General features: G+C 39.3%; 22 protein-coding genes and 1 pseudogene. 14 read left to right on the top strand and 9 right to left on the bottom strand.

All coding sequences use genetic code 11. The features are described from left to right. Positions 1-159: 159 nt before the first annotated feature. From NMG86_RS18575 to NMG86_RS18540, 8 genes are all read left to right on the top strand, one after another. A complete protein-coding gene (locus tag NMG86_RS18575) occupies positions 160-1,323 on the top strand; it encodes a GuaB3 family IMP dehydrogenase-related protein (protein ID WP_026785702.1) in 1,164 nt (387 codons plus the stop codon). 588 nt (positions 1,324-1,911) lie between these two features. Beyond that, complete coding sequence (trxA, locus tag NMG86_RS18570; protein WP_026796145.1) at positions 1,912-2,235, top strand: thioredoxin; 324 nt, start codon at positions 1,912-1,914, stop codon at positions 2,233-2,235. A 217-nt stretch (positions 2,236-2,452) separates the two neighbouring features. Beyond that, positions 2,453-3,520 carry an LOG family protein gene (locus tag NMG86_RS18565; RefSeq protein ID WP_026796146.1) on the top strand — a complete coding sequence of 356 codons (1,068 nt, stop codon included), beginning with the start codon at positions 2,453-2,455 and terminating at the stop codon, positions 3,518-3,520. Positions 3,521-3,671: 151 nt separating this feature from the next. After that, the gene (locus NMG86_RS18560; protein ID WP_026785705.1) at positions 3,672-4,136 is read left to right on the top strand and encodes a nitrate reductase associated protein; all 465 of its coding nucleotides are present in this window, start codon (positions 3,672-3,674) and stop codon (positions 4,134-4,136) included. Between the two features lie 105 nt (positions 4,137-4,241). After that, complete coding sequence (gene corA / locus NMG86_RS18555; RefSeq protein ID WP_026785706.1) at positions 4,242-5,420, top strand: magnesium/cobalt transporter CorA; 1,179 nt, start codon at positions 4,242-4,244, stop codon at positions 5,418-5,420. Between the two features lie 86 nt (positions 5,421-5,506). Further along, the gene (locus NMG86_RS18550; RefSeq protein WP_026796226.1) at positions 5,507-7,486 is read left to right on the top strand and encodes a bifunctional serine/threonine-protein kinase/formylglycine-generating enzyme family protein; all 1,980 of its coding nucleotides are present in this window, start codon (positions 5,507-5,509) and stop codon (positions 7,484-7,486) included. A gap of 410 nt (positions 7,487-7,896) precedes the next feature. Beyond that, on the top strand, positions 7,897-8,427 hold the full coding sequence (locus tag NMG86_RS18545; protein ID WP_026785708.1) for an REP-associated tyrosine transposase: 531 nt from the start codon (positions 7,897-7,899) through the stop codon (positions 8,425-8,427). Positions 8,428-8,650: 223 nt separating this feature from the next. Beyond that, positions 8,651-10,360 (top strand): DUF3352 domain-containing protein, encoded by a 1,710-nt coding sequence (locus NMG86_RS18540; protein WP_043939101.1) that lies wholly within the window; start codon positions 8,651-8,653, stop codon positions 10,358-10,360. Positions 10,361-10,439: 79 nt separating this feature from the next. Here NMG86_RS18540 and NMG86_RS18535 read toward each other — a convergent pair whose 3' ends face one another. Both NMG86_RS18535 and NMG86_RS18530 read right to left on the bottom strand, forming a co-directional pair. Continuing rightward, entirely contained in the window at positions 10,440-11,402 is a 963-nt protein-coding gene (locus NMG86_RS18535; protein ID WP_026796225.1) for a CHAD domain-containing protein, read from the bottom strand. Positions 11,403-11,495: 93 nt separating this feature from the next. Beyond that, positions 11,496-11,711, bottom strand: coding sequence for a DUF7219 family protein (locus NMG86_RS18530; RefSeq protein ID WP_026785710.1), 216 nt, complete (start codon positions 11,709-11,711; stop codon positions 11,496-11,498). A 309-nt stretch (positions 11,712-12,020) separates the two neighbouring features. Between NMG86_RS18530 and NMG86_RS18525 the strand changes: the two genes are divergently transcribed. From NMG86_RS18525 to arsH, 5 genes are all read left to right on the top strand, one after another. Beyond that, on the top strand, positions 12,021-12,566 hold the full coding sequence (locus NMG86_RS18525) for a hypothetical protein (RefSeq protein WP_026785711.1): 546 nt from the start codon (positions 12,021-12,023) through the stop codon (positions 12,564-12,566). Between the two features lie 97 nt (positions 12,567-12,663). After that, positions 12,664-13,338 carry an HAD-IA family hydrolase gene (locus NMG86_RS18520; RefSeq protein ID WP_026796150.1) on the top strand — a complete coding sequence of 225 codons (675 nt, stop codon included), beginning with the start codon at positions 12,664-12,666 and terminating at the stop codon, positions 13,336-13,338. A gap of 232 nt (positions 13,339-13,570) precedes the next feature. After that, positions 13,571-14,719: an ACR3 family arsenite efflux transporter gene (gene arsB, locus NMG86_RS18515; RefSeq protein ID WP_026796224.1), complete on the top strand. Its 1,149-nt coding sequence runs from the start codon at positions 13,571-13,573 to the stop codon at positions 14,717-14,719. 58 nt (positions 14,720-14,777) lie between these two features. Further along, a complete protein-coding gene (gene arsC, locus NMG86_RS18510) occupies positions 14,778-15,173 on the top strand; it encodes an arsenate reductase, glutathione/glutaredoxin type (protein WP_026785714.1) in 396 nt (131 codons plus the stop codon). A gap of 155 nt (positions 15,174-15,328) precedes the next feature. Next, entirely contained in the window at positions 15,329-15,982 is a 654-nt protein-coding gene (arsH, locus tag NMG86_RS18505) for an arsenical resistance protein ArsH (protein ID WP_026796223.1), read from the top strand. A 652-nt stretch (positions 15,983-16,634) separates the two neighbouring features. Here the strand turns inward: arsH and NMG86_RS18500 are convergent. From NMG86_RS18500 to NMG86_RS18475, 6 genes are all read right to left on the bottom strand, one after another. Next, positions 16,635-16,769 (bottom strand): hypothetical protein, encoded by a 135-nt coding sequence (locus NMG86_RS18500; RefSeq protein WP_269147387.1) that lies wholly within the window; start codon positions 16,767-16,769, stop codon positions 16,635-16,637. A gap of 64 nt (positions 16,770-16,833) precedes the next feature. Next, positions 16,834-17,079 (bottom strand): photosystem I iron-sulfur center protein PsaC, encoded by a 246-nt coding sequence (gene psaC, locus NMG86_RS18495; RefSeq protein ID WP_026785716.1) that lies wholly within the window; start codon positions 17,077-17,079, stop codon positions 16,834-16,836. A 188-nt stretch (positions 17,080-17,267) separates the two neighbouring features. After that, positions 17,268-18,167 carry a CoB--CoM heterodisulfide reductase iron-sulfur subunit B family protein gene (locus NMG86_RS18490; protein ID WP_373282708.1) on the bottom strand — a complete coding sequence of 300 codons (900 nt, stop codon included), beginning with the start codon at positions 18,165-18,167 and terminating at the stop codon, positions 17,268-17,270. Between the two features lie 86 nt (positions 18,168-18,253). After that, positions 18,254-20,248 (bottom strand): ABC transporter ATP-binding protein/permease, encoded by a 1,995-nt coding sequence (locus tag NMG86_RS18485; protein ID WP_026796222.1) that lies wholly within the window; start codon positions 20,246-20,248, stop codon positions 18,254-18,256. 124 nt (positions 20,249-20,372) lie between these two features. Next, complete coding sequence (locus NMG86_RS18480; RefSeq protein ID WP_026796221.1) at positions 20,373-21,533, bottom strand: aldo/keto reductase; 1,161 nt, start codon at positions 21,531-21,533, stop codon at positions 20,373-20,375. Between the two features lie 63 nt (positions 21,534-21,596). Then, positions 21,597-22,724 carry a sulfotransferase gene (locus NMG86_RS18475; protein ID WP_026796220.1) on the bottom strand — a complete coding sequence of 376 codons (1,128 nt, stop codon included), beginning with the start codon at positions 22,722-22,724 and terminating at the stop codon, positions 21,597-21,599. Between the two features lie 183 nt (positions 22,725-22,907). Here NMG86_RS18475 and aerI point away from each other — a divergent pair. Continuing rightward, positions 22,908-24,167 (top strand): annotated as a pseudogene (gene aerI / locus NMG86_RS18470) (aeruginoside biosynthesis putative glycosyltransferase AerI). A 42-nt stretch (positions 24,168-24,209) separates the two neighbouring features. On the opposite strand, the gene NMG86_RS18465 reads toward aerI, so the two are convergent. Continuing rightward, the gene (locus tag NMG86_RS18465) at positions 24,210-25,178 is read right to left on the bottom strand and encodes an isopenicillin N synthase family dioxygenase (RefSeq protein WP_026796219.1); all 969 of its coding nucleotides are present in this window, start codon (positions 25,176-25,178) and stop codon (positions 24,210-24,212) included. Positions 25,179-25,200 lie beyond the last annotated feature (22 nt).

Raw genomic sequence — 25,200 nt, 5'->3', positions numbered from 1 at the left:
CCATCCAGTCAGATCAAAAATATAATCAATTATTAGTAGAATGTAATCAATCCACTACCCACTACCCACTACCCACTAACCATTCCATGCTTAGGGACAGTCCTTTGGCTCCATTATGATAGTCTAATTAAAAATAGAGTCTTGGGAACACATACAAGAGTGGATATTGTAATTGGTCGGGGCAAGGTTGCCCGCAGAGCTTATGGCATTGATGAAATTGCGTTAGTCCCTGGACAACGTACCCTTGACCCGGGTTTAGCAGATACAACATGGACAATTGGTGGCATTCAACGAGAAATTCCGATTATTGCCAGTGCCATGGATGGGGTAGTTGATGTGCGGATGGCTGTGGAATTATCGAAATTGGGAGCATTGGGGGTATTAAACCTAGAAGGGATTCACACCCGCTATCAAGACCCAGAACCGATTTTAGACCGCATCACTTCAGTTGGGAAAGAAGGGTTTGTCACCCTAATGCAAGAATTATATGCAGAACCGATTAAACCGGAATTGATTATCCAAAGGATTCAGGAAATCAAGGCAGGAGGCGGAATTGCGGCGGTGAGTGCGACCCCTGTGGGAGCGAGTAAATATGGTTTGGTGGTGGCTGAGGCCGGGGCTGATTTATTTTTCGTCCAAGCCACGGTGGTATCAACCACATTCCTATCTCCAGAGTCAGTTATTCCTCTGGATTTAGTTAAGTTTTGTCAAGAAATGCCGATTCCGGTGATTTTGGGCAACTGCGTTACCTATGATGTCACCCTAGATTTACTTAAAGCGGGAGCGGCGGGAATTTTAGTAGGGATTGGCCCAGGTGCAGCCTGTACTTCCAGAGGGGTTTTAGGGGTGGGAGTTCCCCAAGCAACGGCCGTGGCTGACTGTGCCGCCGCCCGGAATGATTATTACCGAGAAACCGGACGTTATGTGGAAATTATTGCTGATGGTGGCCTAATTACCGGAGGAGATATCTGTAAATGTATCGCCTGTGGTGCTGATGGGGTGATGATTGGTTCCCCCTTTGCCCGGGCTAAAGAAGCACCCGGACGCGGCTATCATTGGGGTATGGCGACCCCTAGCCCGGTGTTACCTCGTGGAACTCGGATTCGGGTGGGGACAACGGGAACTTTAGAACAAATTTTGCGTGGCCCGGCTCAACTTGATGACGGGACTCATAATTTATTGGGGGCGTTAAAAACCAGTATGGGAACCCTGGGAGCTCAGACCATTCAAGAGATGCAGCAGGTGGAAGTGGTGATTGCGCCTTCACTGTTGACCGAAGGAAAAGTCTATCAAAAAGCCCAACAGTTGGGAATGGGCAAATAAATTAATCGGGGTTGGGTTTCAGAATTATTGACAAAACTTGTTAAATCGTTGTAAAACTTACAACCCAACCTAGAATTATATGAAATAAAATGGCACAATAGAAGAAGCGGAGACGTATGTTTCCGTTCACTCCTCACACCACACTCCGCCTGGACTTTTGTTCGGGCGGTTTCTTGATCCTAGCAATTAAAGTCGATTGCACCGGCTGTCAATCTCCACTCTCAACAATCGTAAAAGAGAAGATCCTTTTACGGTAAGATTGGATAGGGTTATGCTAAATAACGCCCGAGTTAGCAACCTGGCCTAAAAAGACGGGGTATAGACCTCCAATTTTTCAGGGTGAGGGAGACAAAAAGCCAGCAAAAATCAGAGAGAAATTAGCTGCTCTGTGCCTTTGTCTACTTTTAGACGGTCAGTAGACGGAAGGATTAAAATGCTTGTGGACGTGATTGCCGGGAGCCAGTTAAATTTAACCTTAACTCAATGCCAATCTCGTCTGTCATACAAGAATCCATCACGAAATACTAAAGTATTTCCAATGGGACTGTCGAATTTGATAGGGTCTTTTATATATAAGGATTTCTAGGGATGTCCAACGCCTTACCAGTTACTGATGCTAGTTTTAAAGACGATGTGCTTGATAGTCCGATCCCAGTATTAGTGGATTTTTGGGCTCCTTGGTGTGGGCCTTGTCGTATGGTTGCACCTGTTGTAAGTGAAATTGCAGACCAGTATATTGGAAAACTTAAAGTAGTCAAGCTGAATACAGATGAAAATCCTAATACTGCTAGTCAGTATGGAATTCGCAGTATTCCAACGCTGATGATTTTCAAAGATGGTCAAAAGGTGGATATGGTTGTAGGTGCTATTCCTAAAACGACTTTAGCAACTACTTTGGAGAAGTATATTTAATTCTCCTAAAAGTAACCAATAGAACACTTGAATCATTGTTGCAGGGGTTGATGACTTAACTTAAAAACAGACTTAAAAAAAGAGTGAGTTTGAGTTAGTTGATCAAAGTGGTTTTCGATTCCCAGGAAAGTGATACTTGAACCTCAAGCTGATTATTCACGGGTATTGCGTCTTGGAACCTTGGCTCTAAGGCGCTTTGTTTTAGGTGATAAATTTTATGAACTCCTCAGATATTAGTTTAGCGGTAGATTCTCTACAAGCAGATATTATCCAGTTGGTGGATAAATTGCCGAATTTAAAGCATAAAAAATGGATTTCGCGATCGCTTTCTAGTCTAGTTCGGATGGCTGGAGAGGAATTTGAAACCCTGGACTGGAAAATTATTTCGGCTTCTTTATTGGACTTAGAGCGGGGTTTTCAAATTTTTTATCCCTATCGCCATGTTCGCAAAATTTGTATTTTTGGTTCGGCTCGAATTTCTGCTGACACACAAGAATATCGGATGGCGGCAGATTTTGCTAAATATGTCACCCAACAAGGTTTTATGGTATTAACCGGGGGTGGAGGTGGTATTATGCAGGCGGGAAATGAGGGTGCGGGTCTGGATTTATCTTTTGGTTTAAATATTCAGCTTCCTTTTGAACAAGCTTCAAATCCTTATATTCAAGGAAACAAAAAAGCGATTATGTTCAAGTATTTTTTCACGCGCAAGTTATTTTTTCTGCGTGAAAGTGATGCTTTGGCTCTGTTTCCAGGGGGTTTTGGAACTTTAGATGAAACCTTTGAATGTTTAACATTAATTCAGACGGGAAAATTCGGCCCGGCCCCATTGATTTTGGTGGATCGTCCAGGGGGAGATTATTGGTATGATCTCAACCAATTTATTCATAAACAAATGCTAAATCGGGGGTTGATTTCACCAGATGATCCCAGTTTTTATACAATTACGGATGATTTGTCTGTTGCTTGTGAAGCGATCGCCAGTTTCTATCAAGTCTATCATTCTAGTCGTCATGTTAAAGATAAGTTTGTCATGCGGTTAAAATCGGAATTATCTGAGCAACAAGTGGAACAACTAAATACGGAGTTTCACGATATGTTATCTAAAGGTAAGATTGAAAAAACTCAAGCCTTACCGGAAGAAGTTGGCGACGACACAGAGGAATTACCCCGTTTAACCTTCCATTTTAATCAACGTCGAGTTGGGCGATTGTATCAAATGATTTATACAATTAATCAAATGGGTGCTACTTCCCCAGAAGCGGCTCATCCAGAGCAGAAATAGCAGGGAATGGGTAATAGGGATCACGGATTTAAGAGGATTTCACGGATTTTAATCTGTGTTAATCTGCGTAATCATCTTAAATCCGTGATGGGTTTTGGGGAAGATATAGAATCTTTAATAAACGAGCTAAAATCGGAAATAGGACTACTTTATGAATAATTTGTTTGAATTTGAACAGGATTTTGTTGAATCTTTGCATTGTATTCCGATGGTTGTGCGGTATAAACTTGATAGTTGTGGGGTGAAGTTAAAACTAGAACATTGGAATAAATTTAGTCAGGAGGATCGTCAACAGTTAGTCCAAAATTCAATTAATACACCGGAAGAAATTACAGGTTATCGGAGTTTACTGTATGAATTAGCTGAACAATATACTAATATTCCCCTCAAGGATTTACCGATTGAGGATCACCCCCTTTGGTTAGAAATAACAAAATTACCGGATGCAGTACAGCAAAAGTTAGAAGAAATTGGTGTTAATATTACCTTAAAACAATGGCAAGACTTAAGCCATTTACAACGATTTTCCTTAATAAAATTAAGCCGTCCTAGCCATGAAAACAAAAACTTTTTACCTGCTTTAAGAGAATTTAAACTTTTAGAAAAAAACCTATAGAGTTTTTTTTTAAATACTAAGTTACCTTTTGAACCATATCGGTTAAACTAGGATTAGTTTTGCGATTTCTAAACCCATTTCATTAAACTTCAGGGCCGTTTTTTTATGGCACATAGTATAAAATCCACAATGCCCCCCCTCGATTCTGTCATTGATGAAGATGAAGATGAATCTAATTTAGATTATTTCTATGATGATCCGGGAACACCACCGGGAACATTAGATGTGGAAGCGGATGATCCCCCTCCAGAAATGGTGTTAATTGATTATAGCGACGAAATGGCAACTCGTTTAATCTTAAAAACACCGGAGGAATGTGCACCCTATTTAGATACCCATTCTGTTTCTTGGTTAGATATTTTAGGATTAGGAAATCAGGACACTTGGGATCGGATGGCGCAGGTATTTAATTTACATCCGATTGCCTTAGAAGATGTGGTGAATGTTCCCCAACGGCCTAAAGTAGTAGAATATGAGGGGCAATTGGTAATTGTCGCCTGGATGATCATGATCAAACCTGGAGAAGATCCCCTACATAAAGAACAGGTTAGTATTATTTTAGGGAAAAATTATTTACTCACGGTGCAGGAAGAAGCGGAATATGATTGTTTACAACCTGTGCGCGATCGCATTCGTTATAATCAAGGAATTATTCGTAAACAAGGGGCTGATTATTTAGCCTATGCGATTTTAGATGCAATTATTGATGGGTTTTTCCCGGTATTAGAAGAATATGGAGATCTTTTAGAAGACTTAGAAGACAAGGTGGTATTTAATCCTGTACCTAAAGATCTAGCTAAAATTTATAGTATTCGCCGAGATTTATTTACCCTAAGACGGGCAATTTGGGCGCAACGGGAAGCGATTAATGTATTAATTAGAGATGGAAGTGATTTAATTAGTCCAGAAGTTCGGATATATTTACGAGACTGTTATGATCATACTATTTTAGTTCGGGATATGGTAGAAACCTATCGAGAATTATCCTCGGATTTGATGGGAATTTATATGTCTACGATGAGCAACAAAATGAATGAAATTATGAAATTGCTCACCGTGATTTCAACTATTTTTATTCCCCTAACCTTTGTGGCCGGGGTCTACGGAATGAATTTTAACCCCGAAAATTCTCCTTGGAATATGCCCGAACTTAATTGGTATTGGGGTTATCCTGTCTGTTTGGGAATGATGTTTTTCATCGCTTTGGGGTTATTTTTCTTCTTCTGGAAACGCGGTTGGTTTAATAATCTTTCCGATCCTCAAGATCAAGATAAAATAACGTAGTAAGCCCTTTAGGGCTAACAGGCGTTCACGCCTGACTACAAATTGCTATAAAATCAAACTCAGGACAATCTACGATAGTCACAATTATGCTAGTAGGTCGAACCCTCCGTAACCGTTATCAAATTATACAATTCCTGGGAGGAGGAGGTTTTGGTGAAACCTACCTCGCTAAAGACCTAGACCTACCCGGACATCCCCACTGCGTCGTCAAACATCTTAAACCCAAAAATCCCACCCCCGCCCTATTAGTAATTGCTCGAAGGCTATTTGAAAAAGAAGCCAATGCCCTCTATAAACTGAGTCTTTTAGATGAACGCATTCCCAAACTATTTGCCCACTTTGAAGAACAGGGAGAATTTTATTTTGTTCAACAATTTATTGACGGCTATGATCTTACCAAAGAAATCACACCAGGGAAAACATTAACTGAATCTGCTGTTATTAAATTATTAAAAAATATCCTAGAAGTTTTAGCTATTGTTCATCGACAAAATATCATCCATAGAGATATTAAACCCGCTAATTTAATGCGGCGTAGTGATGGTAAAATTATCCTAATTGACTTTGGAGCAGTTAAAGAACTTGGAACCTTAATTGTCAATGCTCAAGGACAAACCAGCCTTACCATTGCGATAGGAACTCTGGGTTATATGCCCGGTGAACAAGCGAAGGGACACCCCAAACTCGCCAGTGATATTTATGCCGTTGGAATGGTCGGAATACAAGCCCTAACGGGAAGAATACCTGAGACTTTGCCCCATGATTATAATACCGGAGAAGTCCTTTGGCGAAATCAAGCCCAAGTTAGTAATGAGTTAGGGAATTTCTTAGATAAAATGGTGCGGGATCACTTTTCTGGGCGCTATCAAGATGCCGATGAAACATTAGAAGCTCTTTCCACCTTATTTCCCACCCCAACACCTGCTCCCACCCCAATACCGACTCCCATCCCAACACCCGCTCCCAACCCAACACCCGCTCCCACCCCAACACCCGCTCCTAGCACAATACTGACTCCAGACCCTACCACAACCCGACGAACAATATTACAATTTGCGGCTTTTAGTGGTATCGGATTTTTGGTCGCATTAGCTGGGGAAAAACTGATTATTTCTTCTCCTGAAAATAACTCTACTTCTACCCCCATATCTCCCCAACCAACCCCGACACCAACCCCGACACCGACACCAACCCCAACCCCGACACCAACCCCCTCACCCAGTCCCTTCAAAACCGTTAGCTTTGAAACCGTAACCGTCAACTCAACGGGACAAATCAACAAGCGTTGGCAAGCCCAAGCCCAAATTTTGAGTGAAAATATCAATGGGATAATATTAGATTTAGTCGTAATTCCAGCCGGAACATTCCTCATGGGTTCCCCTAGCAGTGAATTAGAACGAGATAACGATGAAGGGCCACAACGTACTGTTAATATAGCCTCTTTTTTGATGGGTCAATATGCCGTGACTCAAGCCCAATGGCGGGCGGTAGCAGGTTTACCCAAACGTCAGATTGATCTGAATTCCGACCCCTCCAGTTTTAAAGGGGATAACTTGCCTGTTGAGAGTGTAACTTGGTTTGAAGCGGTAGAATTTTGCGATCGCCTCTCTCAATTCACCGGACGTAGCCATCGTTTACCCAGTGAGGCAGAATGGGAATATGCCTGTCGTGCTGGAACTACCACACCCTTTTATTTCGGTGAAACCATCACCACCGATTTAGTCAATTATAACGGCAACTCTACCTACGGCTCCGGGCCAAAAGGGATTTATCGAAGAAAGACAACCGTTGTCGGCAGTTTTCCCCCCAACGCCTTTGGATTATACGATATGCACGGTAACGTTTGGGAATGGTGCGCCGACCCTTGGCATGATAATTATAATGGTGCGCCGACAGATGGCAGTGTTTGGGAGTCGGGCGGAAATACTCAATACCGGGTGCTGCGGGGCGGTTCGTGGGTCGACGTTCCTGATTACTGCCGTTCTGCTAATCGTACCTGGGTCACCCCCGACTACTTCGACAACTACGGCGGCTTTCGGGTTTGTTGGGTTGTAGGTGCGTCGTAGGTTGCTGTGCAGGACTTTTAGCCCTATTTTCTTTAGCCCTTTTGCCCTTTACCCTTCTTTCTTCTTTACCCTTCTTTCTTTTTTTTTACCTGGTTCCCCTGGTTCCACCAGGGAACCGATAATAGAGGCTCTGCCTTCAGTGAAAACAAAATAGCAGGCGGAGCCTGTAAGAAGGCATTGCTAGGTAGAACCTAGCAACGAGGGGAAGTCGTTCCCTGGTTCCCCTGGTTCCACCAGGGAACCGATAATAGAGGCTCTGCCTTCAGTGAAAACAAAATAGCAGGCGGAGCCTGTAAGAAGGCATTGCTAGGTAGAACCTAGCAACGAGGGGAAGGAGGGAGGCGACGAGGGTAAGTCGTTATATAATTCAGATCAGTCAACCCGAAAACTCTCAATAATATTAAACAGAGATGGGACGCAGCCGCTATAAAGTATTAGAAGACAGACCCCATTTTGTGACCTGTACTACGGTTAACTGGATTCCGATTTTCAGCCATCCAGAATTTGCTCAAATTATCCTTAATTCTTTAAAGTTTTTACACGACCAACACCGCTTAATTTTACATAGCTATGTTTTAATGGAAAACCATCTGCATTTAATTGGCACTGCCGAAAACCTATCCAAAGAAATTAGAACCTTTAAATCCTTTACTGCTCGTTCCATTATTGATCAATTAAAACAAAATCAAAGTCATCACCTCTTAACTCAACTTAAAGCCGCTAAACTTCCCCATAAAACCGATCAAGAATATCAACTTTGGCAAGAAGGCTTTCATCCTCAAGCCATTCTCACAGAAGAAATGTTATGGCAAAAATTAGACTATATTCATAACAATCCAGTCAAACGCGGTTATATTGACGATCCCCTACACTGGCGATATTCTAGTTATCGAAACTATCAAGATTTACCGGGATTAATCCCCATCGAAATTATTTCATAAACCACAGCACTACCTCTGGTTCCCCTGGTTCCACCAGGGAACCCCAACAGGAGGCTCTGCCTCCGGTCAAGAAGCAGGCGGAGCCTGCAAGAAGGCATTGCTAGGTAGAACCTAGCAACGAGGGACGAGGGACGAGGGAATTTGCAAAGTGCAACCCCCTGGGTTAAAATCTCCCTCGACACCGAATCATTTTGTTTACAGGCTAGAGCCATCCTTGCTATTCATGATCCAAAAAATTAAACCCAATCTAGTTTTGACTGTGGGAGTTGCGACACTGCTGGTTGGAGGTGGAATTGCAGCCTACTACGGTTTAGTTTCGCGTAAATTTTTAGAAGGTGTTCCCCTGGGTGCGAATGTTGTACCCCAGGAAGCAATGGTGGCTGTATCCCTCTCCACAAATCCCCAACAATGGGATAAATTAAGCCAATACGGTACGGTTCAATCTCAAGCGGCGTTGCAAGATATTCTCAAAAATTGGCAAAATCGGGTATTTACAGACAATGGCTATAATTATCAACAGGATATTCAGCCTTGGGTCGGTCAAGAAGTAATGATCGCTTCTTTACCTAATTCTAGCTTGATTTCTGGGACTGCTCCTAACTCTGATACTTCCACCTCCTTAAATCAACAGACGATGGTGGTGGTGCTTCCTATTGCTAACCCTACCAAAGCTAAAGAATTATTATCACGACCGAGAACACTACAACAGGGCCAAACTACTCAGCGCTCCTATCGAGGGGTTGATATTATTGAAACCCAGGGAAATCCTAAACAGAATTATTCGATTTCTGTCCTGGGACAAGATTTTTTAGTTGTCACCACCGATCCGAATGCAACTGAACGGGTAATTGATACTTATAGAGGTTCAGATTCTTTAGCGAAAACCCCTGGATATGCTGCTAATTTAGAGACGATTAAAACTACTAATCCCTTTGCTCAAGTTTACCTAAATATTCCCGTCGCCACAAAAATTGCCTCCTATCGTTCTCCTAATCCGATTCCTGATAAAAATTTAGAACAGGTACAACAGCATCAAGGATTAGCAACTAATATTAGTTTAGAATCTCAGGGAGTTGGGTTTAAGGGAGTGTCTTGGTTAAAACCGAATAGTCAGAAAAAATTTACCGTTGAAAATAAAGCTCAAGAGATTCTACCTCGGATTCCAGAAAATACATTAATGATGGTTTCTGGAAGTAATTTAAAACGGGTTTGGGAAGATTATACTCAAGGGGCAAATGCTAATCCGATAGCGCCCTTGAATCCTCAAGTTTTGAGTTCTAGTTTTAAATCAGCGACGGGGATGGAGTTAGAAAAAGATGTTCTTAATTGGATGGGTGGGGAATTTTCTTTATCTTTAGTTCCCGCTAATCCAAATCCTAGAGCTTTAGAACGATTTACGGCGGGGTTAGTATTAATGGTGAAGGTTTCCGATCGCAGTGCGGCGGATAAGGCTTTAACCCAGTTAGATGAAGTGATGAAGAATAAGAAATTTAAGGTTAGTGAAATTAAAGTTAAGGAGCAATCGGCGGTGCAATGGGTGTCTCCCTTTGGGGGATTTATGGTAACTCGTGGTTGGTTAGAATCCGATGTGGCTTTTGTTACTTTGGGGGGAGCGGTGGCGGATCAAATTGTACCTTTACCTCAAGCTCAAATCACTGCTAATCCGCTATTTCAGCAAACTGTTCCAATGGGATTAAACCCCAATAATGGCAACTTTTTTATAAATCTTGAACGGGTATTTAATCCGAATGTTAGAACTCTATCCTTACCTCAACTTCCCCCGGGTCAAAAGTTATGGATTGATGCGATTCAATCAATTGGATTAACTACTGCAATTATAAGCGATCGCACCAGCCGTTATGATATTTTTGTTAAAATTAAAACCCCTAGCACTCAACTTCCTGCAACTGCAACTCCCAAAAAAGAACCTTAAATACTATGTTTTAGCATGAGATTAGATCCCCCTAAATCCCCATTAAAAAGGGGGACTTTGACGGTTTTATTATTCCCTCCTAGATCACAGGATGCAGTAATTCTAAGCGAAATTCCTGGCGATTTTCAGCCTTTAAATAACGCTGTTGAAGTTCTTGCCATTTTTGCCAAGATTCATAGCGTTTTTCCGCTAGAAGATTGATAAAAGTTGGAAGTTTAGACCTAATTTTTGATGGGATTTTATCAGCTATTTTTTCCATCAAAACCATACTATCTTGAATATCTCCTAAATGTTCTTGAATGGCTTTGATATCTTCTAAATAAGTTGAATATTTAGGACTATAAAAATCATTAAACAAACTCATTTGATAACGGACTTTCTTAGCTTGCTTTCTTAAATCGTGCAAAGATTCTCCCTGTTTATCTAAGATTATTTCTAAGGTTTCTGAAGTAATTTCAGCAGAATTAACTGGATCTTGAGTTACTCCCACTTGCCAACCTGGATGCAGGAATAAATGACTAATTTGGGGAAGTAATAAATCCGGTAAGACTTCATTAATTGGTAGTGCTTCCAGAGTCGTAAAACTAGGTTCTTTTATCCAATCTTGCAAATCTTCTTTCAAGTTTTGATATATTTTATGTTCTAAACTCCATTCCACAACTCGAAAAGCTTTGTGACGTTGTTTGATCCAATCTATTAATATTTTATCTAAAATTTCTTGTTCCGATGGCGGTAATTGTGAATAGTAAGTATTTTGTAATATTTCTAATAAAACATCTAAATCTCGCAATTTTCCCAAACGACGGGCAATTCTACCAATTTTTTCATCCTGGGCAGATTCAGGTAATTTTAATACTGGAGCAAAACCAACCACCGCAGATCTTAACCGTCGCATTCCTACCCGCATTTGATGTAATTCTTCAGGATCATGATCTTTTAAAACTTCAGATTCATGACTAATAACTTTTTCTAGGTGTTTCTGAATAGCTTGTACCGCCGAATATCCTAAAGTCTGGGTTTGAGGATTAATTGTTGTTTCCATTATAAGCACCTAAAAATACTAATTGATAACCGTCTTATTATAACAATCCCAAATAGTTTTTACAGAGGATTTAAGATTGTTATAAAATTGAGTTTAGTCATTAATCACACTGTTTTGTAATTCCGTGACTAACTGCTTAATCTGGCTATAGGCTTGTCTGGAAGAGAGTGTTCCTTGGGTTTCTAAGCTAAAAATTTGGGTAATATCAATCACAAACCCTTGTAATTGAGCTTGATTAGATACAGGAGGGATCTGAGTTTCCCAATGATCAATCTGAGTCTGATCAAAAAAATCTGGGGTTGATCTCATAATTATATCCAAATTCTGCAAATTCTAGTTATACTGTTCATTCTAAAACTAAAATCCTATCTTAAAGCAAAAAGATATTAAAGTCAAGGGATTCAATTATTAGATTTTTTTACAAAAGTTATAATTACTTTAAAAAATAATACTATTGTTTGAATTTTTATTTTTTCTAAAAAATTAAATTAAATTTAATCCTAAGATTACCTAAATTTAACTAACTTTATCTAGTAAAATACTGATGATCTTATTAAGATTTGTTTAAGGAAACATTTGTCATGTTAAAACCATACTGTACTCCCTATTTCCTGCTATATGTCACTCAGTCAATTTATTGTTTATGCTTGTCCCCAGGGAGAATTAGCGGAACAAATTGAAACCTTTTATCAAGAAAGTCTGAAATTGTGCGGATCAAATGCTGCCCATAATTATATGCCCCATTGTACCTTAACTGGCTTTTTTCAAGATCAAGAATCACAAATTAACCTATATATTCAAGCCATAGAAACCGCTTACAATACCGCACAATTAACCGCGATTCCCTTAAAGATTAATGTGACTCAAATGACATTTCAAGCCACTTGGTATGGTTTGGAATTACAAGCCCAAGGCATTCCATTGTTATTGATTCATTTTAGTCAATTAGTCAATTCAGCAACTCGTTTAGAAGCCTTGCGATTAAAAACTTGGCTCCATTTGAGTTTAGCCTATGAATTTCAGCCCCAACACGCTCGACAATTACAAGATTTAGCTCAAAATCAAATTAATCCCTACGCCCAAGCGGACTGGGAATTAAGGTTTTATCAGCGACACCTAGATCAATCTTGGACTTGTCATCAATCTTGGCAATTAACACCCTAGACTCAATTGATTTTCGGTTTGATTCCCGATAATTTTGATCTCTTGATTTATCAGTCAATTTAATTCATAATAATTATAATGCTTTATTCCTTGACCAATGCCAAATTTTAACAAAATTACCCACGTTATTTACGATTTAGACGGTTTACTGTTAGATACAGAACCCCTTCATACGAAAGTTAATCAAATGGTTGCCAACTATTATGGCAAAACTATTGATCATGCCCTCGGTTGTAAAGTTAGGGGGAGAAAATCCCATGATTCCGTTAAACTCTTAATTCAGGAGTTGGAATTGTCAGTAACTGTTGAACAATTTTTAGAGCGAAAAGATGCCATTATTTATCAATTGTATCCCCATGTTTTGCCCTTAGAGGGAGCGGTTTTTCTCACGGAACATCTGGCGGCTCATAATATTCCCCAAGCGATCGCAACCAGTTCAGGAAATCGCCCTTTTACCGCAAAAACCCAAAGTCATCAACAATGGTTTTCCCTGTTTCAATCTATTGTTAGGGGAGATGATCCTGAACTTAAAAATGGCAAACCCGCACCGGATATTTTCCTATTAGTCGCACAACGTTTAGGGGCAAATCCCGAAAACTGTTTAGTCTTTGAAGATGCCTTGGCGGGGGTTTCTGCGGCTCGGGCGGCGGGAATGTCCGTAATAGCAGTTCCCTCGTCGGATATGGATAAATCCCTTTATCAAGAAGCTGATCAAATTCTTAATTCTCTAAGTGAATTTGAACCGGAGTTATGGCAGTTACCAAAGTTTTAATTAATAATTCTAAGATGAGATTTTTAAGGGGAAATTAGCGATCGCAATTTTCCTATTTTCCCTAATCTTTACCGGACTAATTTAGCATTTTTAGATGATCTAAAAGAATCTTAACCTTTTTTTAACTTGACATATCAAAAAAATTTGATATGATTTAGATGGCTATTAAGGCCTAATTTAACCACAAAGACACAAAGACACAAAGCAGAATACTGATTTTTCAGGAGGTTTAATGAGTAGAAATTCACCTCAAGTTAACCCATCAGCAGTGCAAGCTGGGGGTAAACTAAGTATTTTTGAAAAATACCTAACCGTTTGGGTGTTTTTATGTATTATTGGCGGTATTATTTTAGGGCGTTTATTCCCCGGAGTTGCGGTTACTTTGGACTCGATGAGCGTCTATCAAATCTCAATTCCCATTGCCATTTGCCTGTTTTTTATGATGTATCCCATCATGGTAAAAATTGATTTTACCCAGGCTGTAAACGCTATCCACGCCCCGAAACCAGTATTACTAACTTTAGTTGTAAATTGGTTAATTAAACCCTTTACAATGGTGGCGTTTTCTCAGTTCTTTTTGGGATGGTTATTTCGTCCTTTAATTACTGGAACAGAACTGATCGGAGGACAGGAAGTTTCTTTGGCAAATTCCTATATTGCGGGAACTATTTTATTAGGAATTGCTCCCTGTACCGCGATGGTTTTGATGTGGGGTTATCTATGTTATGGGAATCAAGGTCATACTTTAGTGATGGTGGCGGTTAATTCCTTAGCGATGTTATTTTTATATGCACCGTTAGGGCGTTGGTTACTAGCAGCAAATGATTTAACTGTTCCTTGGCTAACGATTTTTTTGTCGGTTATAATTTATGTGGGATTACCTTTAGTGGCGGGAATGTATAGTCGCCATTGGATTTTTAAAAACAAGGGTAAGGCTTGGTTTGAACGGGAATTTCTGCACTATTTAAGCCCAATTGCTATCTCGGCATTGTTGATTACTTTGGTGTTACTATTTGCCTTTAAAGGGGAATTGATTGTTAACAATCCTTTTCATATTCTGTTAATTGCAGTTCCTTTATTTATCCAAACCAATTTTATCTTTCTGATTAGCTATCTGATTGCTTTAAAAATGAAAATGTCCTATGAAGATGCGGCTCCGGCGGCTTTAATTGGGGCGAGTAATCATTTTGAAGTAGCGATCGCAACAGCCGTAACCTTATTTGGTTTAAATTCGGGTGCTGCTTTAGCAACGGTTGTGGGGGTATTAATTGAAGTTCCAGTAATGTTAATGTTAGTTGAACTTTGTAAAAAAACAGCTTTTTGGTTCCCCAGAGAACCAGAAAAAGCCAGTTTACTTGATCCGCGTTGTTTTAAGGGTTAAATCAATAAATATCCTGATTTTTTAGATCATTTAGCTATTCTAAACATTGGAGATTTACATGAAAAAAGTTATGTTTGTTTGCAAAAGAAATTCTTGCCGTTCTCAAATGGCCGAAGGATTTGCTAGAACTTTAGGGGCGGGAAAAATAGCCGTCACCAGTTCTGGTTTAGAAGCCAGTCGGGTGCATCCTACGGCAATTCAAGTCATGGATGAAATCGGAATTGATATTACCAATCAAACTTCTAACCCTTTAAGTGATTTCCAAGCAGAAGATTATGATGCAGTGATTTCTTTATGCGGTTGTGGGGTAAACTTACCTGAATCTTGGGTAATGCAAGAAGTGTTTGAAGATTGGCAATTAGATGATCCCGATGGACAACCTATTGAAACTTTTCATCGAGTCAGAGATGAAATTAAAGCAAGAGTTCAAAAGTTAATTGATAGTTTGAGTTAACAATTTTTGCACTACCAGCGTCCTCCCTGGCTAGGGTAATATGAAATGCTATTACCATTACCCATTCCTGATCACGGATTTAAGAGGATTACACAGATTAAAATCCGTGAAATCCGTGAAATCCTCTTTAATCTGTGATCCCCATTACCTAATATATGTCTAATCATCCACCTCGAATTCTATTATTATACGGCTCCTTAAGAGGACGGTCTTATAGTCGTTTATTAGCAGAAGAAGCAGCCCTAATTATTCAGGATTTTGGTGCAGAAGTCAGGTTTTTTGACCCACGAGAATTGCCGATTTATGGAAGCGTACCGGATACTCACCCCAAAGTTCAGGAGTTACGGGAATTGAGTTTGTGGTCAGAGGGCCAAGTCTGGTCTAGTCCAGAACTCCATGGCCAAATTAGTGGGGTGATGAAAAATCAAATTGATTGGATTCCCCTGACCATGGGGGCGATTAGACCAACCCAGGGCCGAACTTTGGCCGTGATGCAGGTTTGTGGCGGTTCCCAGTCTTTTAATGCGGTTAACACCCTACGAATTTTGGGGCGCTGGATGCGGATGTTTACGATTCCTAATCAGTCTTCGGTGGCTAAAGCCTATCAGGAGTTCGATGAAGATGGGGTGATGAAGGATTCTCCCTATCGAGATCGCGTGGTTGACGTGATGGAAGAACTCTACAAATTCACTTTGTTATTAAGAGGACATACAGATTATCTGAGCGATCGCTATAGTGAAAGAAAAGAAAAAGGAGTTCAGGAAACGATGATTGATATTGTTGACACTCCCACGACTACGCTACGCTAAAGTCGTGGGATTCTCCTATCTAGCCCTACCTAAGTAGTATTCATGGAGTTGCCTCCTTACTGTTTCCAGAGTTGCTTCACAGCAACATTAGAGGAGAGTACGAGGACTCTGAGGATTGCCAAACACCTCGCCCTAATTAGCAACTACGACTATTACGGTCTCAATCTCTGATTGGATTTTGCGTAGTTCTCTATAGCTCACTAAGGTTGTTACAGTGGTTGCCTTTTTCTCGCTATTGACAACTTGTTTGGTTGTCGGAACATCCGACTAGACAAGCTAGGAACATCCTGCTATACTCCTAATCGTATACCGGAATAGAAGCCATGTCAAGAGAAAAACGATTTTCAATGTGGATGACTGATAGGGAGTACGAAAAGTTGAAGATATATGCCGGAAGCCAATCTGTATCAATGGCTGAAGTTCTTAGGGATTATATTAAAATCTTGACTCCACCTAAAGGTGGCGACACTACATCCCACCCTTGAAAGAGGTGGGCTTTGTGTCGAGAACTTGTAAAACTTTTATAGCAGGGAATAGGGAATAGGGAATAGGGAATAGGGAACAGCCCCCCCAAACAGCCCTGGGGGCTAGGGGGGGAGGGAACAGGGGAGAAAATACTTCACCGTCTGGGTTCTAAGATCCGTCTGGTGTCTTAACTGCCTTGGCGGTTGCTATAAACCCGTCCCTGGTGATCGGTTTTGTCAATATCTGTGCCAACCCGGTCAACCGTCAACATCTCAACAAAAAAGAGGGTGGAATTTCCTCCCTCCGTAAAGATTGAATCCACTGTATCCTTTCCGGTGAAAGCAATACATTATGGATCGAGATAAACACCCGCTTTCAGGCAGAGTTTAGTAGGCTAGAGCCATACTACGAGTGGTTTCAGCACCGAGATAAACCCGAATACTCAAGAAATCCGTAGGACAGGCGGTTTCACAACGTTTGCAGCCGACACAATCTTCGGTGCGGGGAGAGGAAGCTACCTGAGCCGCCTTGCAACCATCCCAGGGAACCATCTCTAGGACGTCAGTGGGGCAAGCGCGAACGCACTGAGTACAGCCGATACAGGTATCGTAAATTTTGACTGAATGAGACATTGAATGATTTCTCCAGTAGATATCAAAATGTTACAAGTTCTGCCCTAAATACAGGTTAGAAGTCCAGCTTAATAGGAGCGGGATCATCCCATATATTGCATCACAATACTCCAGTGTTTCACTTCCAATACACATAAGGCGATAAAACTTTAAACAATGTAATATTTCCCGCCTTAACAGTTCACAGTTCAGGCTCTAATTTTGTCCAACACAGACTTTGTGGAAACAACATGGCGGTCTAAACCCAGTTGTTTGGGGTCAATATCCAGGGCAAGGGCCACTAATTGGGGAAGATGGAGGACAGGTAAACCCAAGGGACGACCGATCACTTTTTCCACTTCCGGTTGACGTGAATCTAAATTCAGATGACACAGGGGACAGGGCGTAACCAGACAATCTGCACCGTGATCAATTGCCTCTTGAATATGGTTTCCAGCCATTTGAAAGGCGGATTCCGTGGCGTAACTCGATAGAGGCCAACCGCAGCATTGGGTTCTCCCCCGATAATAGACCGGAGTTGCCCCTACAGCCCGAAACAGGTTTTCCATGGATTCCGGTTGCTGGGGGTCATCATAGGGCAAATGGGTTTGAGCACGGAGGAGATAGCAACCATAAAAGGCAGCACACTTCAAACCCGATAGTTTGCGACGGACTCGGAGTTCAATTTCGGCTAAACCATAATCGGCGACTAAGGCCCACAGCAGGTGTTTAACTTCCGTTGTTCCTTGATAGGGTGAACAACCTTCTTTGCTAAGTAACCCATTCACTTTTTCAATATAGGCTGGATCATTTTCCTGAAATTCTTTTAACCGTTCGTCAACGTGACCAATTACCCCCTGACAGGTGCTGCAATGGGTCAGTAAGGGTAAATTTAGTTCTTCTGCTAAGGCAATATTCCGGGCATTGACCGTATCTTCCAACAGTCGGGAATCTTCTTTGAAGGTTCCTGAACCGCAGCAAGATGCCTTTTTCAGTTCAATTAGTTCAATACCTAACGCTTGGGTGAGAACTTGCGTAGACTGATACAGTTCTCGACAAGCTCCCTGGGCAACACAGCCAGGAAAATAGGCATATTTCAAGGATGGCATAGGAATAACCTTCTCTACGAATGTACTTACAGCGATGGCGAGGAATTAAGAATTAAGAATTAAAAGCACGCCCAAAGACAGAGTTGCTAAATTCTCACCCATTTTAATTGATCGAGGGTTTTGTCATAACGATAGGTAAAACCATCATCAGCAACAATCGTTTGACCTCGACTGGCTTTATTTTTGATGGTACTTAAGCTATAACGGGTTAATTTTTGTATTTCTTGATGGGAAAAATGATTTTTCTGATCAATTTCTGACAGAATTTCTACGGTTTCAAGACTTACTTTTGTATTGTTGGGATTAAGAGGGAACACTGCGCTCACAGGATAGTCTTTAATGTCAACTAAACGCCAACTAGAATCCTCTGACATTTCTAAAACTTTTTGATGATAATTAAACAAACTTTCCCGATGTCCGACACTAATAAATGTCTTACCAGTTTCTTGTAACTGTTTATATAAATTATCCTCATTTTTTAAGTCTAAAGCACTGGTAGCTTCATCTAAAATAACGAAGTTAGGATGATTAACTAACAGTCGAGCAAAGGCGAGACGTTGTTGTTCTCCCAAAGATAAAATACTTTCCCAAGGCAGTTCCTCATCAAAATTTTCGATTCGAGTCAGGACATTTTGTAGGTTAACTTGGTGCAAGATTTCTTTTAATTCTGAATCACTAATTGGATTTGTTGTCTGAGGATAAATTAGCTGTTCGCGCAAGGTTCCTAAAATGATATAAGGACGTTGCGGTAAAAATAAGATGTCATCTAGGGGAGGTCGCACTAAATCCCCTGTACCTGTATTCCATAACCCAGAAATGGCGCGTAAAAGAGAACTTTTCCCTCGACCACTTGGCCCTACAATTAATAAACCTTCACCGGGTTCAACTGAAACTGATAAATGTTCGACGATGACTTTGGTAAAGTCTGGTGTTTGTAAGGTAACATCCTCAAAAGCAAGATGATCGTTTTCAATAACTTTAATGGTATTCACCGGGTTAGATTGGTACCCGACGGCTTCTAAGGCTTGGGAAAAGCTATCTAAACGTTCAATATAATTGATAAACTCACCTGACCTACCAAATTCCTCTACTAATACGGATAACGCCGTTGAAAAGAAATAGCAACAATAGCTGGCTTGGTTGACTTCTCCCAACTCAATTTGACCACTAATATATAAGGGAGAGACAATTAAGAAAGGAAATATTTGAACAATGGATTGGAAGCCTCTGTTAAAAAAATCTTGGTTTCTTTCCCAATTAACTCTATTAATAACTATTTCAATCATCTGATTGAATTTTCGCTGAATAATATTTAATTCTTTTTCTTCGCCCCTAAAAAAAGCAATGGATTCTGCATGGTTACGAACATGAGTCAGGGCATAATTATAGTTTGCTTCCATTTCTAATTCTTGTTTGCTAATTTTATTTAATTGTTGAGTAATATAGGTAGACAGAATGTTGCCAAGAATCGTATAAATAATCAGGATAATAGAAATGGTTTCAGAAATTGACCAGAGAATGACAATAAAAACCATCATCTCCATGAACTTTTCGACGCAGGTGGTTAAAAAATTCATCGTTGTTTTAGTGATCGGCTCAATTTCTTGAGCCAAACGTTGATCGGGATTTTTAATGTTTTCTTTAAAATTAATTTGATAATAAGCCCGATTTTTAAAATATTGATTCAAAATATTATTGTTGATCCATTGATACCAATCGAGTGCAATTATCTTTTTAAGAAATTTAGAAAACCCTGTTAATAGGGTCATACTCCCAAGGGCTATACTATAAATTATTACTAGATGAGTTAATTTAGATAAATCTTTTGATTCAGTAAAATCAATTAAGTCTCTAAAAACGAAGCTATTAAAAGCATTAAAACCAACGATTCCCACCAATAATAAAAATAATAAACAGATCATTCCCCAAGAGCGAATAATCTCTGAAAAGGCTCTATCCTGGGTTTCTTTTGGATACCAATAAACTTGAAGAAACCCTAAAAATTGTTGTAGAGATTTATTAAAAGTTTTGATATCCTCTTTGAGATCGATATGCTCTGAGCTTTTTTCTGAAACATTCATTGGGTTTTCCTGATGTTACGGGAGGGACGTTATAATCTTTAATGCCTATCTATTGAGTTAGATAATAATTAAGCATACCATGTTCTGCCAAAAGACAAGACTGACGCAAACAAAAAAAGATGGTTTATGAAATATTTAATAGCTGATGGGTATCTTCTAGTATTGCGACAATTTTATCTCGATGGGGACTGTTTTTTAGATCAGGCTCTAAGTCAAATTCGGATAATCCTGCGGCCGTATTACCCGGAAACCAGGGATCACGAGTTTTTAAGTGATTGTAACGCCTTTTGGCAAAGTCAAACATATCGTATGCTAAAGCTAAATTTCTTAACCATAAGATCACGGGAATATTGATTTCCCCAGGAGTTTCTTGATAGGAAGGTAAACCAAGATTCCAAGTATGAAACCAACTTTCGCCTAATTTAGCGATCGCTTCTGTTTCCAAACGATTTATAATTTGAGGTAAAATTTCATCGGCTTTTTCTAAAAGTTCAATCACTTTTAAATGTTCATCAAAATCCGAAGGTTTGGCTGCACCTAGACTTAATGTATGAACTTGGGGATGGCTCAAACAAAACAGATCATTAAATAGCATCGGACTCAGAGGATAGCACAAGTCTACTAATTTTTGGGGCGGTTTGTAAAGCATTCCCCCTTTATCCGAAGGACTAATAATAAACACCCCCATGTCATAACGATTGGCGGCTTCAATTGCTGACCAATTGAATTGATTAATATAGTACCAATGCAGATTTACATAATCAAATTGATCGGTTTCAATGGTTTTGATAATTAGGTTTGTCGGCCCATGGGTAGAAAATCCCCTAAAGCGAACTTTCCCCTCCATTTGTAATTGTTTAATCACATCAAGACACCCGCCAGGACGAATAGTATCATCTAGTTGTGGTTTGTAATTAATACCATGTATCGTCAACAAGTCAACATAATCTAGTCCTAAATAAGCTAAGGATTGTTCAAATAAATGACGAAATTGTTGAGGATCAGATTGGGGTGTAACTTTCGTTTGTATAATCAGTTTTTGACGGGGTAGTTTCGGCAAAATTTCCCCTAACTGCATCTCAGATGTGCCATACATTCGAGCAGTTTCATGGTGATTAATACCAATTTCTAGGGAGCGGCGGATGGTCGCTTCTAAATTTTGTTGATTATCCAGGGGAATTTGTTCTTTAGGATACTCTTTAAACTCATCATAAATGTAACGCATACCCCCGCAAGAAAAAATAGGCATGGGAATTTCTGTACGTCCAAATCTACGATATTTCATTTTATCTAGCTATAAATTAGTGGATTCTAATTAATTGTAATTTCTTGGGCTTCTAAGTGGAATTCAAAATTCTCCTAGCTGTAATGTATTAGGGACTATAAAATCAGAAGTCTTGATGGTTGAATGTTCTTGTAAAGTTGCTCTGATCTCCTTTAAATCTTCTTGAGTTAACTTAACTTGTTGATTGTTGAGATTGGCTTTTGATAAAATAGTATCAGCTTGTGAATCTTTCTGCAATACTTCAAATATTTGGGTTAGGTTGGTAGTGGGTATATCACAGTATTTTAATATCTCTATAATTGTCTGTTGTGGTGCTGTTATCAAATCCTGAAAACGAATCGCTAGAGCCAAAACTCCTTGTTGATGGAGTCGCAAATAACCTTCCATGACTGATAACCATGCTAAGGTTAAAATTTGCAGATAAGATAAGGGTTGATCCTGTTCATCCTGATGAATTAGGGGACTAACTTGACTGACTTGATTTTGCATTGCTTTTAGAGAATCAACTGTATTAGGAATTTCTCCTAAAGATGCACGAAAAACAGACTTCATCCAAGTTTCAGTATCCCGATATAAGAAAATAATTTTGGCTTTGGGAAAATGCTTAAAGATTAGATCTGCTATCTCAATTCCATAACTTCTCAATTTAATCACCCATCTATATGAATGATCATCTAATCGTGAGGATGTACATAATATTTTGGTACAGCTTTCTATTAATTCACTAATTTCAGCATCATTACTTCCATCCCATTGACGCATAATGACAAGCTGATCATAGACACCTGGTTCAGAAAGACTTAGGGTATTTTCTAGCTGATTAAATGCCGAATGAACTAGGGTTGATCCACAGCGTCCTACTGAATAAACAATTACAAGATTTTCAGGGATTTCTAGTTGTTTTCCGATTTCTAATAATTCCGAAAAAGTAATGGCAATTAGGTTTTTTGCATGGTCATATTGCGCTTGATAAAAAAAAGGAAATTGATCAATATCAACCTCTGGATCAGTTTCTACAAAAATTGCCCATTTTCTGGAAAAATCAAGGCAATATAAACTAATATTAGGCTTTTCTAAGATAATATTAATATCAACCGTATTTGCTTCTTGATAATGAAAATCATCTAGGGAAGGAATACTTAAGAAATAGGGTTTATTTTTGCTCTGGATTTTAAAAAATTTGGCTGGCATTGTGATAGATTTAAGTTAAGATATCGTGTAAAGATCAAATCCCCATTTACGCCAACCCCTAATAATATCAGAGTTGATCAAATCTGAGAAAGAAGGAAGCTCTTGATCGGGAGGTAATTAGCTAATATAGTGATATTAGCATGAAATCACACGATATTCGGTTATCATTACTAAACAAAAAACATGAAAATAGCATTCTTTGATTATGTTTGGACTTTTGCTGAACCTCCCAAATTTGGATCAGGTATCCTCTGTTACCAGTTAGCACTTCGTTTAGCTCGCGGCAATGATCTGATTTTCTATGGTTCAAAAGCTGCTCATCACCAAGAGTTAGAATATTCAGAAGATGGAATTACATATCGGAGGATTCCTAATAACTTTATTGATAAAATATTAGGCTTATTATATGTACTAGATGACTGGAAAATCTTTCCGGCAAAACGTCCTTTTTTTACTTCAATTTTATCTGACTTCAAATATTATTGGCAAATAGCAAAAGATTTGCAATCCCAGAATTGTGATATTATTCAAATTAACTTTGCCTTTCATGTTTCCCCACTAATTCGAGCTTTTAATCCACAGGCAAAAATTGTCATCTTTCTACAGACTGAGTGGTTAACACAACTTGATCCTAAAATGATTGAACGGAAATTAAAAGCGGTGGATCTTGTGATTGGATGTAGTGACTATATTACCAATCAAATTCGGACAAGATTTCCTAATGTTCCTTGTTAAACAATTTTTAATGGCGTAGATATTAATCATTTTGTTGTTAATAATGAAGCCAAAAAAAATAAAAAGAAAGAGATAAAAACTCTTCTTTTTGTGGGTAGAATTTCACCCGAAAAAGGATTACATATTTTACTAGAAGCGTTTAACAAAGTGATCTTGCAGTATCCCCAAGTACAGCTTAAATTGATCGGGCCAGAAGGAAAATATGGCGTATTACCCATACAAATGATCAATACAGAAGATCCTTATGTTCAAACTCTCATTCCATTTTACCAGGGAGAATATAGTGATCAACTGCGACAAATTATTTCTCCCAATGCAGCTAATTCAGTGTGTTTCTTTGGGCCGGTTGAACAACTCGATTTAGTTGAACATTATCAAGATGCGGACATTTTCATCTTTCCCTCTGTGTGGAATGAACCTTTTGGAATTCCCTTAGTGGAAGCGATGGCTATGGAATTACCCGTTATTGCTACTTATAGCGGTGCTTTTCCAGAAATTGTCGAGGATGAAAAAACGGGTTTATTGGTGGAAAGAAGTAACGCTGATGCTCTAGCTGAAGCAATTTTACGCCTTCTTTCCGATGAAAATCTTAGTCAAGAAATGGGAAAAGCTGGACGCCAAAGAGTTGTTGACAAGTTTTCTTGGGAACAAATTAGTGAAACTCTATTGGTAGAGTTTCAGAAAATTTGTGATCCTACTGTTAAATAGATTAGGGTACTGCGATGATATTTGATGTTTAATTCTGCCTACCTACTTATAAGTATTTTCGTGTTTCGCGTCCCACTCTTTATAATAATCATCAACGGAAATGGGAGGATATTTAAGAGGATTATCCTCGGTGACACAAGTTTCAACACAGCGAATTTCTGTGTCATTATTAGGAGTTATCTTAAAGGCAATTGAGTACCTAGAACGAGCCTTATAGAAGTCTTCTTCTGGAATTGAAACTTGATGCAGCGTGGAATAAAGCCGATCATTTGTCCACCTTTGGATCAGATCTTCCATAATAACTACTACCGTACCAGGAATTGGAGGAACAGGAATCCATTCCTCACCAAGAGGACAGATTTCTAAACCTTTACCGTCATCTTGGAATATTAACCCAAAAGTTCCTGAACCATAATGAGGTTTAGCGCGAGTTTGGTTTAGCTTTATAGGTTCGGTCAGGGGTAGGTAATGAGCTAAAAACGAATAGCAATTTCTGTCAGAAATTACATCTGTAAAAACTGTTTCCGGTACTTTTAAGGCAATAGCAAGTGCTTGGAATAACTTCCATGACATTTTCTCACATTCTTGGAAAAATTGGATAAAAGTATCTCGAAATTCTGGTAGATTTTCAGGCCATTGATTAGGAGCAGTAGCCAGATAGCGACCAGAACTTATCTCCTCTGGAGTTCTTTCTAACCCATAATGAAATACTTCTCTGAAATCTTTTCCCTCTTGATCTCGTGCTTGCTCATATCCTGGGTTCATCTTGCCCATGGCAATTTTTTGTTTGTCTTCTATTGGTAGAGCAAAAAAAGCCTGAGATTGAGAAAAAGCTTTGTTAACTAAATCGGGGGAAAAACCGTAATTTTTTAGATATATACAACCAACTTTATCAAAAGCTTCATAGATTTGTTTGGCCACAGTTTCCTTTTCCTTTGTGTCACCATCAAAAAAGGGCTGAAAATCAATTACGGGAACTATTTTATTCATGGCAATATCTTTGGTAATCATTCTCAATTCAATATTTAATTTA

Origin of the sequence: Planktothrix rubescens CCAP 1459/22, assembly GCA_904830895.1 — a bacterium.
In the GTDB taxonomy this organism is placed as follows: domain Bacteria; phylum Cyanobacteriota; class Cyanobacteriia; order Cyanobacteriales; family Microcoleaceae; genus Planktothrix; species Planktothrix agardhii.
The sequence above is the reverse complement of the archived record's forward strand: the minus strand, read 5'-3'. Positions and strand labels throughout refer to the sequence as shown.

What these genes read in the sequence shown, in the direction of transcription:
- arsC (WP_026785714.1), top strand. Translation starts at nt 14,778, where the DNA reads ATGAAAAAAGTTATGTTTGTTTGCAAAAGAAATTCTTGCCGTTCTCAA.
- NMG86_RS18480 (WP_026796221.1), bottom strand. Translation starts at nt 21,533, where the DNA reads ATGAAATATCGTAGATTTGGACGTACAGAAATTCCCATGCCTATTTTT.
- NMG86_RS18545 (WP_026785708.1), top strand. Translation starts at nt 7,897, where the DNA reads ATGGGACGCAGCCGCTATAAAGTATTAGAAGACAGACCCCATTTTGTG.
- arsB (WP_026796224.1), top strand. Translation starts at nt 13,571, where the DNA reads ATGAGTAGAAATTCACCTCAAGTTAACCCATCAGCAGTGCAAGCTGGG.
- NMG86_RS18540 (WP_043939101.1), top strand. Translation starts at nt 8,651, where the DNA reads ATGATCCAAAAAATTAAACCCAATCTAGTTTTGACTGTGGGAGTTGCG.
- NMG86_RS18535 (WP_026796225.1), bottom strand. Translation starts at nt 11,402, where the DNA reads ATGGAAACAACAATTAATCCTCAAACCCAGACTTTAGGATATTCGGCG.
- NMG86_RS18520 (WP_026796150.1), top strand. Translation starts at nt 12,664, where the DNA reads ATGCCAAATTTTAACAAAATTACCCACGTTATTTACGATTTAGACGGT.
- corA (WP_026785706.1), top strand. Translation starts at nt 4,242, where the DNA reads ATGGCACATAGTATAAAATCCACAATGCCCCCCCTCGATTCTGTCATT.
- NMG86_RS18565 (WP_026796146.1), top strand. Translation starts at nt 2,453, where the DNA reads ATGAACTCCTCAGATATTAGTTTAGCGGTAGATTCTCTACAAGCAGAT.
- NMG86_RS18485 (WP_026796222.1), bottom strand. Translation starts at nt 20,248, where the DNA reads ATGAATGTTTCAGAAAAAAGCTCAGAGCATATCGATCTCAAAGAGGAT.
- arsH (WP_026796223.1), top strand. Translation starts at nt 15,329, where the DNA reads ATGTCTAATCATCCACCTCGAATTCTATTATTATACGGCTCCTTAAGA.
- NMG86_RS18525 (WP_026785711.1), top strand. Translation starts at nt 12,021, where the DNA reads ATGTCACTCAGTCAATTTATTGTTTATGCTTGTCCCCAGGGAGAATTA.
- NMG86_RS18530 (WP_026785710.1), bottom strand. Translation starts at nt 11,711, where the DNA reads ATGAGATCAACCCCAGATTTTTTTGATCAGACTCAGATTGATCATTGG.
- NMG86_RS18560 (WP_026785705.1), top strand. Translation starts at nt 3,672, where the DNA reads ATGAATAATTTGTTTGAATTTGAACAGGATTTTGTTGAATCTTTGCAT.
- NMG86_RS18465 (WP_026796219.1), bottom strand. Translation starts at nt 25,178, where the DNA reads ATGATTACCAAAGATATTGCCATGAATAAAATAGTTCCCGTAATTGAT.
- NMG86_RS18550 (WP_026796226.1), top strand. Translation starts at nt 5,507, where the DNA reads ATGCTAGTAGGTCGAACCCTCCGTAACCGTTATCAAATTATACAATTC.
- NMG86_RS18490 (WP_373282708.1), bottom strand. Translation starts at nt 18,167, where the DNA reads ATGCCATCCTTGAAATATGCCTATTTTCCTGGCTGTGTTGCCCAGGGA.
- NMG86_RS18475 (WP_026796220.1), bottom strand. Translation starts at nt 22,724, where the DNA reads ATGCCAGCCAAATTTTTTAAAATCCAGAGCAAAAATAAACCCTATTTC.
- trxA (WP_026796145.1), top strand. Translation starts at nt 1,912, where the DNA reads ATGTCCAACGCCTTACCAGTTACTGATGCTAGTTTTAAAGACGATGTG.
- psaC (WP_026785716.1), bottom strand. Translation starts at nt 17,079, where the DNA reads ATGTCTCATTCAGTCAAAATTTACGATACCTGTATCGGCTGTACTCAG.